The 13,717-nt window shown below is 66.0% G+C and carries 11 protein-coding genes; 2 read left to right on the top strand and 9 right to left on the bottom strand.

Features of this window, described 5'->3' with window-relative positions; translation table 11 throughout:
- Positions 1-110 precede the first annotated feature (110 nt).
- Positions 111-290 (top strand): PspC domain-containing protein, encoded by a 180-nt coding sequence (locus tag VJ811_RS14110; protein WP_324071714.1) that lies wholly within the window; start codon positions 111-113, stop codon positions 288-290.
- A gap of 349 nt (positions 291-639) precedes the next feature.
- Here VJ811_RS14110 and VJ811_RS14105 read toward each other — a convergent pair whose 3' ends face one another.
- From VJ811_RS14105 to VJ811_RS14070, 8 genes are all read right to left on the bottom strand, one after another.
- A complete protein-coding gene (locus tag VJ811_RS14105) occupies positions 640-3,423 on the bottom strand; it encodes a TonB-dependent receptor (RefSeq protein ID WP_324073405.1) in 2,784 nt (927 codons plus the stop codon).
- A gap of 249 nt (positions 3,424-3,672) precedes the next feature.
- Complete coding sequence (locus VJ811_RS14100) at positions 3,673-6,477, bottom strand: TonB-dependent receptor (RefSeq protein ID WP_324073403.1); 2,805 nt, start codon at positions 6,475-6,477, stop codon at positions 3,673-3,675.
- A 159-nt stretch (positions 6,478-6,636) separates the two neighbouring features.
- On the bottom strand, positions 6,637-7,353 hold the full coding sequence (pdeM, locus tag VJ811_RS14095) for a ligase-associated DNA damage response endonuclease PdeM (RefSeq protein ID WP_324073401.1): 717 nt from the start codon (positions 7,351-7,353) through the stop codon (positions 6,637-6,639).
- Between the two features lie 54 nt (positions 7,354-7,407).
- Positions 7,408-8,433 (bottom strand): retroviral-like aspartic protease family protein, encoded by a 1,026-nt coding sequence (locus tag VJ811_RS14090; protein WP_324073400.1) that lies wholly within the window; start codon positions 8,431-8,433, stop codon positions 7,408-7,410.
- A gap of 69 nt (positions 8,434-8,502) precedes the next feature.
- Positions 8,503-10,914 (bottom strand): ligase-associated DNA damage response DEXH box helicase, encoded by a 2,412-nt coding sequence (locus tag VJ811_RS14085; protein ID WP_324073398.1) that lies wholly within the window; start codon positions 10,912-10,914, stop codon positions 8,503-8,505.
- A gap of 73 nt (positions 10,915-10,987) precedes the next feature.
- On the bottom strand, positions 10,988-11,455 hold the full coding sequence (locus VJ811_RS14080) for an SRPBCC domain-containing protein (protein WP_324073396.1): 468 nt from the start codon (positions 11,453-11,455) through the stop codon (positions 10,988-10,990).
- Entirely contained in the window at positions 11,452-11,778 is a 327-nt protein-coding gene (locus VJ811_RS14075) for a metalloregulator ArsR/SmtB family transcription factor (protein ID WP_324073394.1), read from the bottom strand. The genes VJ811_RS14080 and VJ811_RS14075 overlap by 4 nt, the downstream gene beginning before the upstream one ends.
- A complete protein-coding gene (locus VJ811_RS14070; protein WP_324073392.1) occupies positions 11,775-12,248 on the bottom strand; it encodes a VOC family protein in 474 nt (157 codons plus the stop codon). Before VJ811_RS14070 ends, VJ811_RS14075 begins: the two co-directional genes overlap by 4 nt.
- Positions 12,249-12,348: 100 nt before the next feature.
- On the opposite strand from VJ811_RS14070, the gene VJ811_RS14065 reads away from it, so the two are divergent.
- Positions 12,349-13,278 (top strand): glutaminase, encoded by a 930-nt coding sequence (locus VJ811_RS14065; protein ID WP_414711950.1) that lies wholly within the window; start codon positions 12,349-12,351, stop codon positions 13,276-13,278.
- Positions 13,279-13,281: 3 nt separating this feature from the next.
- Here the strand turns inward: VJ811_RS14065 and VJ811_RS14060 are convergent, their stop codons facing one another.
- Complete coding sequence (locus VJ811_RS14060; protein WP_324073390.1) at positions 13,282-13,692, bottom strand: septal ring lytic transglycosylase RlpA family protein; 411 nt, start codon at positions 13,690-13,692, stop codon at positions 13,282-13,284.
- Positions 13,693-13,717 lie beyond the last annotated feature (25 nt).

Raw genomic sequence — 13,717 nt, 5'->3', positions numbered from 1 at the left:
TGCTCGATCATGCTCCTCGCCGCTGCCGGCCCCAACGGTCTGGTCGCCTGACCAGCCGCCGCGGCCCTCGATAAACGCCGGCCGTGCTGGCCGGGATGGAAAGGAAAGAAATGAAACAGGGTTTTCGCAAGAATCGTCGCGACGGGATGATCTTCGGCGTGTGCGCCGGGATGGCAGACCAGTTCGGCATCGACGTCTTGTGGACGCGCGTCGGCTTCGTCGCCTTGACGCTTTTGGGCTTCGGCCTGCCTCTGCTGCTGTACCTCGCGGTCGCGATCCTCGCGCCCTAGGACAGAGCTTAGGGCCGGACGCCTTACGGGCGCAGTCGCACCGGCCCGCATATTCCCAGGACCAAGGGCTCACCGGCCACCCGGTGGGCCCTTTTCTATTTGTCGGCTAGCGACCGATTGCGGCCGCTCCGTTCTAATAATTCGTCATTCCCGCGAAAGCGGGAACCCAGGGATGGGCCAGCCGACGGACGCTCTGGGTCCCCGCTTTCGCGGGGATGACGAAAATGGGGGATGGCAGCGCCCCACCCCAAAGCCGACATCACCCAAAGGAAAGGGCCTGACGCGGCAGTGCCCGGCCGCGGCAGACCCTCCCTACGCCCTCCCCGGCTTCGGGGAGGGGGAGAGACCGTCAGAACTGGCCGCGCAATGTCACGCCGTAAGTACGCGGTTCGCCGGGGAAGCCGACGAACAGCTGGTTCGCGGTGCCCGCCAGCCCCGACGAGGCGGGCGCCGCGACGGCGCGGAAGGTGCCGCCGCCCTGTAGCGGCATGTCGGCGCCGATCTGGTAATATCTTTTGTTGAGCAGATTCTGGCCCCACAGCTCGACGCCCCAGCGCCGCTCGGGCCCATAAAGACCGATGCGGCCGTTGAAGATTGCGAAACCGTCCTGGACCTTTTCGACGTCGAGGTCGGACCCGGTGTTGGTGTCGCTTTGCAGGCGCGTGTCGAGATAGACGAGCGCGCTCATTCCCGAACTGCCGATCGGCGGCGTCCAGCTGATCCCCGCGGTCGCGACATAGCGCGGTGCGTTCGACACGCCGCGGCCGGGAAGCTGGAACAGCACCGGCGACAGCGGCCGCCCGCCCGTGCCCACCAGATTGCGGCGATAGAGGGTGTCGACCCAGGTCAGCCCCATATTGACCGACACATAACGCGCGGGGCGCAGGAAGGCCTCGATCTCGACCCCCTTCGACCGCACGCCGGGCTTCAGCCGGTCGGACGGGCAGGCGCCGGTCGCGGCGAACCCGTCGGAATCGGCGCCGTTCAGATCGTCCTTGCACGCCTGGATGTTGGTGACCTCGAAATTGACGCCGTTGAAGGTGTTGAGCTGGTAATTGCTATATTCCTGATAGAAAGCCGCGACATTGACGTCGATTCCGGGACCGTCCCATTTGATGCCGAGTTCATAGGCGTCGACCTTTTCGCTCGCGAATTGCAGGTCGCTCGCCTCGGGGCGGCCGTTGCCGCTCGTGTTCGCGGGCAGCGCCAGCCGCGCCGCGCAGGCCGGGTCGAAGGTCGTGTTGCACGTCCGGTCGAGCGCCGAGAAATCGAGGTTGAAGCCGCCCGCCTTATAGCCCTTCGACGCCGATCCATAGACCAGCCACTCGGGCGCGGGTTTCCAGCTCAGCACCGCGGTTCCGGTCCATTCATTATCCTTGAACTTCGTCCCCGCGCTGCCGCGCGGCAGGTCGGGCGCGGTGCCGTTTATCACGCAGGGCAAGGTTGCGAGCGACTGGAAGGGCGAATTGACGATCAGCGGGCAGATGGCATTGTTGAAATTCGCATCGGCATCCAGCGTCTTGCGTTCGCTCGTGTAACGCGCCCCGATCGTGAAGGTCAGCACGTCGGGCACGATGTCGAAGCTGTTGTGCGTAAACACCGCGAAGTTGCGGCTCCGCTGCGCAAAGGTCGATCCCTGATTGCCGGTGCCGTTGATCGCGAGCGCCGGCTGGCCGAGCGCCGCCGCGAGCGAGCCGAAACCCGGACGTGCGGGATTGGCGATCAGTGCCTGCAGAAGCGATCGCGTCGCACCCGGGGGCAGGACGGCGATCGTCCCCTGTACCACCGGCACGTTCACGCACGAGGGGTTGGAGGGCAGCACGGCCGAGGGCAGCGCGCTCGCGAAGAGCAGGCAGTTGGCGAATTGTTCGTAGTTGTTGCCGTAAACAATGTCGTCGTCGACATCGAGTTTCTCGTTCGCGTAATAACCGCCGATCAGCCAGTCGAGCCGCCCGTCGAACGCTTCGCCCTGCAACCGGACTTCCTGCGTGAACAGGCGGAACCGGCGGTCGAGGTCGGTGCGGTGCAGCACGTCGAGCGCGCTGAAATCGGCATCCTGCCCCTGCGCATTCTTGTAGTCGCGATAGGCGGTGATCGAGGTCAAGGTCGCCGCGCCAAGCTCCCAATTGAGTTCGCCCGACACGCCCCAATCCTTGGTGTCCGATCGATAGGTGACCCCCGGCGTCGTCGCCTGCCGCCGGACAAAGGGTGTTCCCGCCGGGGGGATCTGATGGTTCGCGCCCAACGCCTGGAGGATCGGCAGCAGCGTATTGGTGGATGCGACGGGAAAGCCGCCGGGTCCGCGCGCCAGGTTGCGCACGGGATTGAGCAGGACGCCGCCGCAGCAATTTTCGTCGCGCTGGCTGTAATCGGCGATCAGGCGGAATTTCAGCGTCTCGCTCGGTTCGAACAGCAATTGCCCGCGCGCCAGCCAGCGGTCGCGGTCGTTGATGTCGGGCTCGCCCGCCGTCGCATTGTCGATGAAACCGTCGCGCTTCTGCCAGACGCCGTCGATGCGCGCCGCGACCTTGTCGCCCAGCGGCGCGTTGATCATGCCGTCGACGCGCCAATAATCATAATTGCCATAGGATATCGAACCCTTGGCGCCGAAGCGGCCGAGTTCGGGGCCTTTGGTGACGATGTTGATCAGGCCCGCGGTCGAGTTGCGCCCGAACAAGGTGCCCTGCGGCCCGCGCAGCACTTCGACGCGTTCGATGTCGCCGAGTTCGGACAGGCCGACCCCGGTGCGGCTGCGATAGACGCCGTCGATGAACAGTCCGACCGACGATTCGAGGCCGGGATTTTCGCCGACCGTGCCGATGCCGCGGATACGCGCCGAGAAATTGACCTCGCTCGTCGCGCCCGACACGAGCAGCGACGGCGCGACCTGCCCCAGCGCGCGCACGTCGGTCGCGCCGGTTTTTTCCAGCGTCTCGCCGGTGACCGCCGAAACCGCGATCGGCACATCGGACAGCGCCTCGCTGCGCCGTGTCGCAGTGACGATGATCGTTTCGTCATTCGCTTCGGCGCCGGCATCCTGCGCCGCGGCGGGCGCGGCCCACAGGGCGAGAACAAGCGGCAGGCCGGCGGCGCTGGTGCGCAGCAGGCGGGTACGGCGGGAACAGTCTGTCATGGTCATGGCCCTCCTCCACAGGTGTTTTTCGGGAGAGCATCACGATATTCTATTTGCGGTCAGCCTATCACGACCGGACCGCGGCAAGCCAGCACAAGGCTGTTTCGTTACGTCATTGTCCGGCGCGGCGCGGCATTTATGTCACAGCTGTCAGAAGTGACGGCTTGACTGGTTCCGGCATTCGGCGCGGCCAAAAAAAAGGGGCGAGGCCAACGGCCCCGCCCCCGGTTTTTTCCTCGATCGCTGCGATCAGAATTTGCCGCGCAGCGTCACGCCATAGGTTCTGGGTTCGGCCAGGAACTGCGAGAAGATCTGGCGGCCGCCGGGATATTGCGGGTCGGCAAAGGCGCCGCTGACGCCGCCTTCCTGGAACGGCGAGTTGAACGCAACCTGCGAATATTGCTTGTTGAACAGGTTCTGCGCCCAGAGTTCGACGCCCCATTTCTCGTCGGGGCCGCGGACGCCGATACGCGCGTTGAACAGAGCATAGCCGTTCTGCTCCTTCTGCGGGAACAGGTCCGAACCGGTGTTGTAATCGCTGGTCATGCGGCCATCGATATAGACAAGACCGGTCAGGCCGCCGCTGGTCAGTTCGGGTGTCCAGGTGATGCTGCCGGTGGCGACCAGTTCGGGCGCGTTCGACAGATTGTTGCCAGGCAGCAGGCGCAGCGCCTGGTCGAGCGGGGCGCCCGACTTGTTGCCGACCAGATTGCTGCGATATTTGGTGTTGGCATAGGTCAGGCCGGCGGTCATGCGGAAGTCGCGCGACGGAACCAGCGTGGCCTCGAGCTCGAAGCCCTCGGTCCGCACGCCATAGCCCACCTTGTCGGCGGGGCAGGCGCCGGTGGCGGCCGCTCCCGCATTGAAATTGGGCGCCGTGTTGAACTTGCTCTGGTCGCGGTCGCCGCCGTTCAGATCATCTTCGCAGCCGTTGACGGTCTGCACGAGGAAGACGCTGCCGTTAAAGGTGTTGAGCTGGAAGTTCTTGAAATCCGACCGGAAGAAGGTCAGGCCGAGGCCGAACGGACCGGTCGAATATTTCGCGCCCAGTTCATAGCTGTTCACCAGTTCGGGGTCGAACTGGAGGTTGCCGACCAGCGCCTGCGCGCCGCCCGCCGCCGCGAAGGTCGTCGTCGGAACGCCATTGACGATCTGGATCGGGTTCTTCAGCGCCGAACGGTCGAGGTTGAAGCCGCCCGCCTTGTAGCCGCGCGCGAAGCTGGCATAGACCATCAGGTCGTCGATCGGCTTGTACGACAGGATCGCGGTGCCGGTCCATTCATCCTCGCTGCGGCTGTCGTTGATCGACACGCCGTTGAGCTCGGCGGTCGAATTGCCCTGGCAGGACAGGCCGACGAGGCCGCCCGATACCGCGGCGAGCGCGGGGACGGTCAGGAAGCCGCCGACGAGGTTCTGGACGTTGACGCAGGCCTGGTTGTCGTTGGTGAACGCCGCCGAGAACTTCTTTTTGTCGTGGGTGTAACGCACGCCCAGCGTCAGATCGAGCTTGTCGGTGATGTGGATGATATTGTGCGTGAACAGCGCCCAGTTGGTGTCCGTCTGCTTGTAGCGGTCGTTGATGCTGCCCTTGTCGCTGATGCTGTCGAGCTGGTCGAGCGCCGCGTAAATGGCGGGCGAGGCGGCGCCGAATGCCGGCGGCCGCGCCGCGACGCAACCGGGTGAGGTCGGCGAATAGAGCGCTGCGAGCCCGCCGCCCGAGATCAGGCGGCACGCGGCGAAGCGGCCATATTGGGTGCCGAAACGCAGATTGTCGCGCACCGTCAGCTTTTCATTGGCGTAGAAGCCGCCGACGAGCCAGTCGAGCTTGCCGTCGAAGGCTTCGCCCTGTAGACGCACTTCCTGCGTGAAGGTGTGGAACTGGCGATAGGCGTCGTCGCTCGGCGCGCGATAGAGGATGTCGACCGATCCATAGTCGAGGTCGCCCCCCTGGCCCGAGCGATATTCGCGGTAACCGGTGATCGAGGTCACCGTCGCGCCGCCGAGATCATAGTCGATCTGGCCCGAGAAGCCGTAATCCTTGGTCTTGCCGGCAAAGCTGCGCCCCGGGGTCACCCAGATGTTGCGGTCATAGCCCTGGTTGAACGCCGCGAGCGGCTGGCCGAGATCGCGCAGCACATTGATGATGTTGTTGCCGTCGGGCGCCGGCACGCCGCCGACCGACAGCGGCGTCGACGGATTGTTGAGGTTGCCGATATACGGGTTGACGCTGCGGTCGATATAGGTCGCGCCGCAGCATTTCTCGTCGCGCGACGTGTAATCGGCGATCAGCCGGATCGACAGCGCGTCGGTCGGTTCGAACAAGAGCTGGCCGCGCACGAAATAGCGGTCGCGGTCGTTGACGTCGGTGTTGTTCGCCGCGTCCTTCAAGAAGCCGTCGCGCTTGACCCAGATGCCGTCGATGCGCGCCGCGAGCGTGTCGGTGATCGGACCGGTGACGCTGCCGCCGATGCGCCAATAGTCGTAATTGCCATAGGTGACCTCACCCGTGGCGCCGAATTCGAAGCTCGGCTTTTTCGAATAGATGCTGATCAGGCCAGCCGACGAGTTGCGTCCGCCGAGCGTGCCCTGCGGGCCGCGCTGCACCTCGACACGGTCGATTTCGCCGAGTTCGTTGAGGCCGATGCCCGAACGCGAGCGATAGACGCCGTCGATGAAGACGGGGACCGAGCTTTCGAGGCCGGGGTTGTCGCCGACGGTGCCGATGCCGCGGATACGCGCCGAGCCATTGGCTTCCGAACCGGTCGACGAGACGAGCAGCGACGGCGCGACCTGGTTCAGCTGGCGAATATCGTTCGCGCCGCTGTTCTGCAGCGTTTCGGCGCTGACCGCCGAGATCGCGACGGGCACGTCGGACAAAAGCTGGGCGCGGCCTTGCGCGGTGACGATGATCGGGGTGTTGTCGCTGTCGTCGGTCGCGGTGTCGGCCGGCGCATCCTGCGCAAAGGCGGGAACCGCGAACGCGGTCATGGCAAGCGATACGCCGAGCGCGCTGGTGCGCATAAAGCGGGCAGCACGAAGGGAAGATGATTTCATATCGGGCACTCCTCTCAACATTTATTTATTTTTGTTGCGTGCCGAGCATAACTCAATTGCGCGGCCGATCCAGCGGGGGGCACGTATTTGCGTCGTTTTTGACGGGGTGATGCTTTTTGGCCACAGGCGGGAAAGCGCCTGTTCGGTGGGGCTTAGGGTCTAGCGCGTGGCAAGCGCGCGGCTTGCCGTAGCGTCATCGGCGGCCCGGCCGGGGCAAGGAAAGCAGAGCCGGCGGTCGCGCGCGACCAGCATTGCCTCATACGCGCCATCAAAATTCGCAGCAATGACGTCGTCTTCGACCGCGAGCCCACCCGTCAGCGCGCCGAAGGCGGGAAGAATCAGCCGCTGCGCATCGCCCGCGAAACAGGGGCGCGATACCGCCCGCCCGCGGATATTGAGCCGCAATTTGGGATGGAAATGCCCTGAAACCTCAGGGCGTGTCTCATGCCGCAGGCTCTGATGGCGAAAGACGATGCCGTCGATCACCAGCTCGTCGGCGACCTCGCCGCCCCACGCGCCGCCGGTCAGCCCGTCGTGATTGCCTGCGATCCACAGCAGCTTCGCCGATGCCGCCTGTCCGAACAGGCGTGCGGCGACCGCGGGGACGATGCGCTCCGCCGCGCCCCGATCGTGAAAACTGTCGCCGAGGCACCAGATCGCGCGCGCGCCGGTTTCGGCCGCGAGCGCGGCGAGCCGGTCGAGCGTGTCGTGGCTGTCATAGGGCGGCAATGGCTGGCCGAGCGCGGCGTACCAGCTTGCCTTCTCCAGATGCAGGTCGGCGACGATCAGCGCGCCGTGGCGCGGCCAGAACAGCGCCCGGTCGGCCAGCATCTGAAACTGCTGGCCTGCAAAATCGAAAATCGCGGCGGCGGACATAGGCCCGCTATGGCGGCGACGGCGCCCCGCCGCAAGCGGACTAGGGTCTGGACCCTAGCCCCCCGCCGCAATCCCATTTGCGGCGAAGCGTTGGCCCGAATCGCGATGCGCGCCGTCGGGCAGGTCGAACACGACGCGCTTGTTCGGGAAATCGATCTCGACGCGGTCGAACAGCGACAGGCTGTCCATCCCCAGCAGCAGGGCGGGCCGTTCGTGCAGGCCGAGCGCGCGGAACGCCTGACTGTTCGCGAAACTGACGGGAAGGTCGTTCACGTCCATCCCGCTGATGACGATGCGTTTGATCGCGGTCCGCGTCGCCGGCACCGCTTCGCCCGTCACCGCATCCAATATGGCGGGGGTGAAGGGCAGGCGGTTCTGGCGTTGCGACGCGACGAGTTTCTGCAAGGCAATATTGCCGACGCTGGTCTGGGCGCCGGTGTCGACGATGATGTCGACGCGCTTTCCATTGAGGCGCGCGTCGGACAGGATCAGCCGGCCGGCCATGTTGCGCGCGGTGACGACGATCGCGTCATCGTCGCGGATGATCGGGCGGGCGCGCTTGCGCGTTTCGAGGATCGACATGCTTTCCTTGCGGAAATCGATGAGAATGCGGCGTTCCTCGAGCATATCGACGCCGATCAGCCCCGCCGCGCCGATATGCCGGCCGAAAAAGGCGGGCGCCTCGACCGAGGCGAGATGCAGGTTCGACATTTGCAGCGCGGCGATGCGATAGCTCGGCACCATCGCCGAGCCGCCGATCGTCGCGAGCTTCAGCTTCGCGCCCTCGGCAAGCCCCAGCCGTTCGGCGAGCTCGCGTGCGATCACCGTCCGCTCGGCGCCGGTGTCGACGAGGAAGGAGAAGGGACCCTTGCCCCCAACCATGACCTTCACCGACATGCGCCGCGACGCATCAAGGTCGAACGGCTGGATATAGGGCACCACCGTCACCGGCGGTGCGACGGCGTCGCCGGCCGGGGCCGGAGCGGGGGGCGGATCGGCGGGCGCCGGGGTCGCACCGATCAGCGCGGGGGCGGCGAGCAGCAGCGCGAACAGGACGGACCGCCGGATAGCTTGGGTCATCGCTGGCATCCTCATTATGTTTAGGCGTAATCTACGCCTCATCGGGCCGCGCAGCAAGCGAAACGCCGGTCATCGGTCGAGGCGCATCGCCCGTTCGGCGAGTGTGTCGGCCAACTCGCCCAGCAGCGCGTCGTCGATATCGGCCGCGGCGACATTCTCGCGCCCGATCAGCACGAGCACCGGGATCGCGAGCGGGCTGATCCGGTCGAGCCGCCGGTGCAGCATCGTCCCCGCCGCGCGGTCGAGCAGGTCGCCGAGGCGCGCGACGTCGGTCAGCCGCTCGCGCGCGTCGGCCCATGCGGCCTCGAGCAGCAGATGATCGGGCTCATATTTGCGAAGCACGTCGAAAATCAGGTCGGTCGAAAAGGTCACCTGCTTGCCCGTCTTGCGCTTGCCCGGGTGTTGGCGCTCGATCAGCCCACCGATCACCGCGACCTCGCGAAAGGCGCGCTTCAACAGATGCGACCGTTCGACCCATTCGATGAACTCCTCCGACAGGATCTCGGCATCGAACAGATTCTGCGGATGCACCACGGGCCGCAGCGACCAGATCGCGATCGCATAATCCGACGCGACGAAACCCAGGGGCTGCAACCCCGCGCGCTCCATCCTTTTGGTGATCAGCATGCCCAGCGACTGGTGCGCGTTCCACCCCTCGAACGGATAGCAGACGAGATAATGATTACCCTCGTGCGGGAAGGTTTCGACAAGCAATTCGCCGGGGCGCGGCAGCGCCGATCGCAGCGCCTGCATCTCCAGCCAGAAACGCACATCCTCGGGAAAGCGCCGCCAGCTCGCCGGATCGGCGAGGAAGGTGCGCACGCGGTCGGCGAGCCGCGTCGAGATCGCAAGGCGCGCGCCCATATAGCTCGGGATGCGCGCGGGGCGCGTCGTCGCGCGCACGATCAGGTCGGTGTCGCGGATCGACTCGACCTCGAGGCTCAGGCCGGCGAAGGCGAAAGTGTCGCCGGGCGACAGCGTGCTCGCGAAATATTCCTCGACCTTGCCCAGCCGCCGGCCGTTTTTGAACCGCACATCGGCCATTGGAGCTTCGACGATGATTCCCGCGTTGAGCCGGTGCTGCGCGGCGAGGCGCGGATGCGCGATCCGCCAGCCGCCCTGCCCATCGGGCGCGAGGCGGCGAAAGCGATCATAGCTTTTGAGCGCATAGCCGCCGTCGCGCACGAAGCCGAGCAGCCGCGCGAAGGTCGGCGCGTCGATCCATTGGTACGGCGCCGCCGAGCGGATTTCGGCGAGCAGCGCATCCTCCTTGAACGGCGCGGCGCAAGCGAGCGCCATCACATGCTGCGCGAGGACGTCGAGCGCGCCGGGGCGGAAGCGGTCGGCGTCGCGCTCACCCGCCTCGACCGCGTCGAGCGCCGCGCGCGCCTCGAGATATTCGAAACGGTTGCCCGGCACGATCAATGCCTTGCTCGGCTCGTCGAGCCGGTGGTTGGCGCGACCGATGCGCTGGAGCAGCCGCGACGATCCCTTCGGCGCCCCCATCTGGATCACGCAATCGACGTCGCCCCAGTCGAGCCCGAGATCGAGGCTCGACGTCGCGACGAGCGCGCGCAGCCGCCCTTCGGCCATCGCCGCCTCGGCGCGCAGCCGCGCCTCGCGGTCGAGGCTGCCGTGGTGGATCGCGATCGGCAGCGACAGGTCGTTGACCTTCCACAGCTCCTGAAAGATCAGTTCGGCGAGCCCGCGCGTGTTGCAGAAGATGATCGTCGTGCGGTTCTTCGCGACCTCGTCCATCACCTGATGCACCGCATAGCGCCCCGAATGCCCCGCCCACGGCACGGCGCCCTCGGGCAGCAATATGGCGATATCGGGCTCGGCGCCCGCCTCGCCCTCGACCAAAGTCACCGCGCTGGCGTCGCCATCGGGCGCCAGCCAGCCGCGATAGGCACTGGTATCGGCGATCGTCGCCGACAGGCCGACGCGGCGCAACCCCGGCGCGATCGTCTGGAGCCGCGACAGCGCGAGGCTGAGCAGGTCGCCGCGCTTGCCGGGCGCAAAAGCGTGGATCTCGTCGATCACCACCGTCTTGAGGTCGGCGAACATCGTGAAACTGTCGGGATAGGACAGCAAAAGCGACAGCGATTCGGGCGTCGTCAGCAAGATGTTCGGCGGCCGGCTGCGCTGGCGCGCCTTTTTGTCGGACGATGTGTCGCCGCTGCGGCTCTCGACGCTGATATCGAGTTCCATCTCGGCGATCGGGCCGAGGAGGTTGCGCTCGACGTCGGCCGCGAGCGCCTTCAGCGGCGACACATAGAGCGTGTGCAGCCGGTCGGTCGGATGCTGCGCCAGATCGACGAGCGTCGGCAGAAACCCCGACAAGGTCTTGCCCGCGCCCGTCGCGGCGACGAGCAACGCGCTCTCGCCGCGCGTCCCCGCCGCGAGCATATCGGCCTGATGCCGCCTGAGCCGCCACCCGCGCGCGGCGAACCAGTCGGTGAAAGGGGCGGGGAGCGGCATGGGAGCGGTGTGGCGCTCCGCACGAGCAGCGGCAAGTCTTTCAAATCCCCCCATCGACTTGCGATGGGGGGGATCAAAGCCGTTTTGCTAAGTTCTCCAGCAACCCCCGCCAATATTCCCCCAGCCGCCGCTGGAACAGCATCAGCTCGAACCCGTGCCGCGCGACATGGTTTTGCGGGATGCCGTCCCAGCCGCGATGCTCGACCGTCACACGCGTTGCATTGCCCACCGCCTCGAACCGCACATCGACCTCGGTCGCCTGATCGGCCTTGAAACTCGGCAGCCGCCAGCCGAACGCCAGCCGCTCGCCCGGCAGCCAATGGCGGACCGCGCCAATCTCCCACTCCTCGCCGTCGTCGAAGCGCGTGATCAGCCGCCCGCCCGGCCCCGCAGGGTCAAAGCGCAGCACGCCATCGCCTTTGCGCGACAGCTGGAATAGCGGATGGCTCTTCCACCACATCCCGATATCGCGCGTGAAGGCGGTAAAGGCGACATCGGGCGCCACGCCGATACGCAAGGCGACGATCACCGCGGCGGTCATGCGCCGCCCTCGACGTGGCGTTTGAAGCCCGCGAGCTGGTGCGACCACAGCGCTTCGGTCTCGGCCAGCCATTGCTTGAGTTCGGCGGTCGCGCCGTCCTTCAGCGAATAGATGCGCACGCGCGCGTCGAAGTCGGGATGGCCGTCCTCGACGAGCCCGCCTTCTTTCAGCGCGCGCAAATGGCGGCTCATCGCGGGTGGCGCGAGGCCGAGTTCGCCCGCGAGTTCGCCCGCGCTGCGCGGACGCTCGCCCAGCAGTTCGATCGCGCGCCGCCGTTTCGGATCGGCGAGCGCGCCCAGCATCCGGTCGAGCGCGGCGCTCAATCGTCGAGCCGCGTCTTGGTCGTGAAGCCGCCCTCGGCGTCCCATTGTTCGGCGGTCTTCGCCTCGACCGTCACGCCAAAGGTCCAGATATGCCCCTCGGGATCCTTGGCGCGGTAGCTGCGGTCGCCGTAAAATTGCGTCTCGGGCTCGGCGATGATGTCGGCCCCCGCCGCGCGCGCCTTTGCGCAATGCGCGTCGATATCGTCGCCGACGTTCAGCTGGACATGCACCGATTGCGTGTTCTTGCCGCCGATCGATTTCGGACTCTTGTGATCGTCGGACCATTCATTGCCGACCATCACCACCGAATTGCCATAGCCCATTTCCGAATGCGCGAGGTTGCCCGCTTCGTCGAGCAGCACGAACAAGGGTTCGAACCCGAACGCCTCCTCCAGCCAGCGGAACGCCGCCTTGCTGTCCTGATAACTGACGGCGCTCGAAAGCCCCTTGCCGCGCGGATGATCGACCATCTTCCTTCTCCCGAGTCGCGTGAGTGATTTCCATTTCATAGAATATTTCTGCAAAAATGAAAATACATGCGTATGTGCGCGAAGATGCTAAAGTTGCGCGATGACCGAAAACCTCCGTATCCATATCGACGAAGCGATGACGCTGGCCGCCGCGCACCTCGGAAAAGGCCGCGTCGCCGACTATATTCCTGCACTCGCCAAGGTCGATCCGAACAAGCTCGGCTTCGCGCTCGCGCTTCCTGACGGCACCGTTCACACCTCGGGCGACGCCGACGAACCCTTCTCGATCCAGTCGGTGTCGAAGGTCTTCACGCTGGCGCTCGCACTGCGCCGCGTCGGCAGCGCGCTGTGGGACAGCGTCGGGCGCGAACCGTCGGGCAGCGCGTTCAACTCGATCGTCCAGCTCGAAAGCGAGCATGGCATTCCGCGCAATCCGCTGATCAACGCGGGCGCGCTCGCGACCACCGACCGGCTGATCGACGGGCGCAGCGGCGACGCGGTCGCGGGCGAGATCGTCGATTTCATGCGCGCACGCACGGGCGATGACGGCGTCGACATCGACTTCGACGTCGCCTCTTCGGAGTCCGAAACCGGCGCGCGCAATCGCAGCCTGTCGCACTTCATGGACGCGTTCGGAAATCTGAAGCACCCGGTCGAAACCGTCGTCGGCGTCTATTTCCGCCAGTGCGCGATCGCGATGTCGTGCCGTCAGCTCGCCCGCGCCGGGCTGTTCCTCGCGATGGAGGGCCGCGATCCGCTGACCGGCGAGCAGCTGATCGATCCGCACCGCGCGCGGCGCATCAACGCGATCATGATGCTGTGCGGTCATTACGACAATTCGGGCGAATTCGCCTTTCGCGTCGGCCTGCCGGGCAAGAGCGGGGTCGGCGGCGGCATCCTCTGCATCGCGCCGGGGCAGGGATCGATCGCGGTCTGGTCGCCCGCGCTCAACGAGGCGGGGACGTCACTCGCCGGCGCCGTCGCGCTCGAACATTTCGCTTATGCGGCGGGCTGGTCGGTGTTCGACTGATCCTCAGTCGTCGCTGAGCAGCGACAGCTTCACGCGCGCAGTGCCGCTGCGGTGCATGCCGATTTCGCGCGCCGCGGCGTGGCTGACGTCGATCACGCGGCCGCGCGCAAAGGGGCCGCGGTCGTTGATGCGGACGATCACGCTGTCGCCGTTCGAGGTGTTGGTGACGCGCACCCTGCTGCCAAAGGGAAGCGAGCGGTGGGCCGCGGTGAGTTGGCCGGGGTCGAAGCGTTCGCCGCTCGCGGTGCGGTTACCGGCAAGCTCGTTGCCGTAATAGCTCGCCATTCCGCCGCCGATTTCGGTTTCTGTTTCATCGACAATGTCGGCGATCGGATTGTCGGTGACTTCGACTTCTTGCGCCGCGGCCGAGACCGTGAGCAGAACCGGCATCATCATGGCAGAAAAGACCCGCATGACATCATCCCCTTGTCAGAGGAGG

The organism is Sphingopyxis sp., from assembly GCF_035250425.1.
In the GTDB taxonomy this organism is placed as follows: domain Bacteria; phylum Pseudomonadota; class Alphaproteobacteria; order Sphingomonadales; family Sphingomonadaceae; genus Sphingopyxis.
The sequence above is the reverse complement of the archived record's forward strand: the minus strand, read 5'-3'. Positions and strand labels throughout refer to the sequence as shown.

Excerpts from the sequence above, each read along its gene's own strand:
- VJ811_RS14070 (WP_324073392.1), bottom strand. The coding sequence starts at position 12,248 with ATGGTCGATCATCCGCGCGGCAAGGGGCTTTCGAGCGCCGTCAGTTAT.
- VJ811_RS14100 (WP_324073403.1), bottom strand. The coding sequence starts at position 6,477 with ATGAAATCATCTTCCCTTCGTGCTGCCCGCTTTATGCGCACCAGCGCG.
- VJ811_RS14085 (WP_324073398.1), bottom strand. The coding sequence starts at position 10,914 with ATGCCGCTCCCCGCCCCTTTCACCGACTGGTTCGCCGCGCGCGGGTGG.
- VJ811_RS14110 (WP_324071714.1), top strand. The coding sequence starts at position 111 with ATGAAACAGGGTTTTCGCAAGAATCGTCGCGACGGGATGATCTTCGGC.
- pdeM (WP_324073401.1), bottom strand. The coding sequence starts at position 7,353 with ATGTCCGCCGCCGCGATTTTCGATTTTGCAGGCCAGCAGTTTCAGATG.
- VJ811_RS14105 (WP_324073405.1), bottom strand. The coding sequence starts at position 3,423 with ATGACAGACTGTTCCCGCCGTACCCGCCTGCTGCGCACCAGCGCCGCC.
- VJ811_RS14065 (WP_414711950.1), top strand. The coding sequence starts at position 12,349 with ATGACCGAAAACCTCCGTATCCATATCGACGAAGCGATGACGCTGGCC.
- VJ811_RS14060 (WP_324073390.1), bottom strand. The coding sequence starts at position 13,692 with ATGCGGGTCTTTTCTGCCATGATGATGCCGGTTCTGCTCACGGTCTCG.
- VJ811_RS14080 (WP_324073396.1), bottom strand. The coding sequence starts at position 11,455 with ATGACCGCCGCGGTGATCGTCGCCTTGCGTATCGGCGTGGCGCCCGAT.
- VJ811_RS14090 (WP_324073400.1), bottom strand. The coding sequence starts at position 8,433 with ATGACCCAAGCTATCCGGCGGTCCGTCCTGTTCGCGCTGCTGCTCGCC.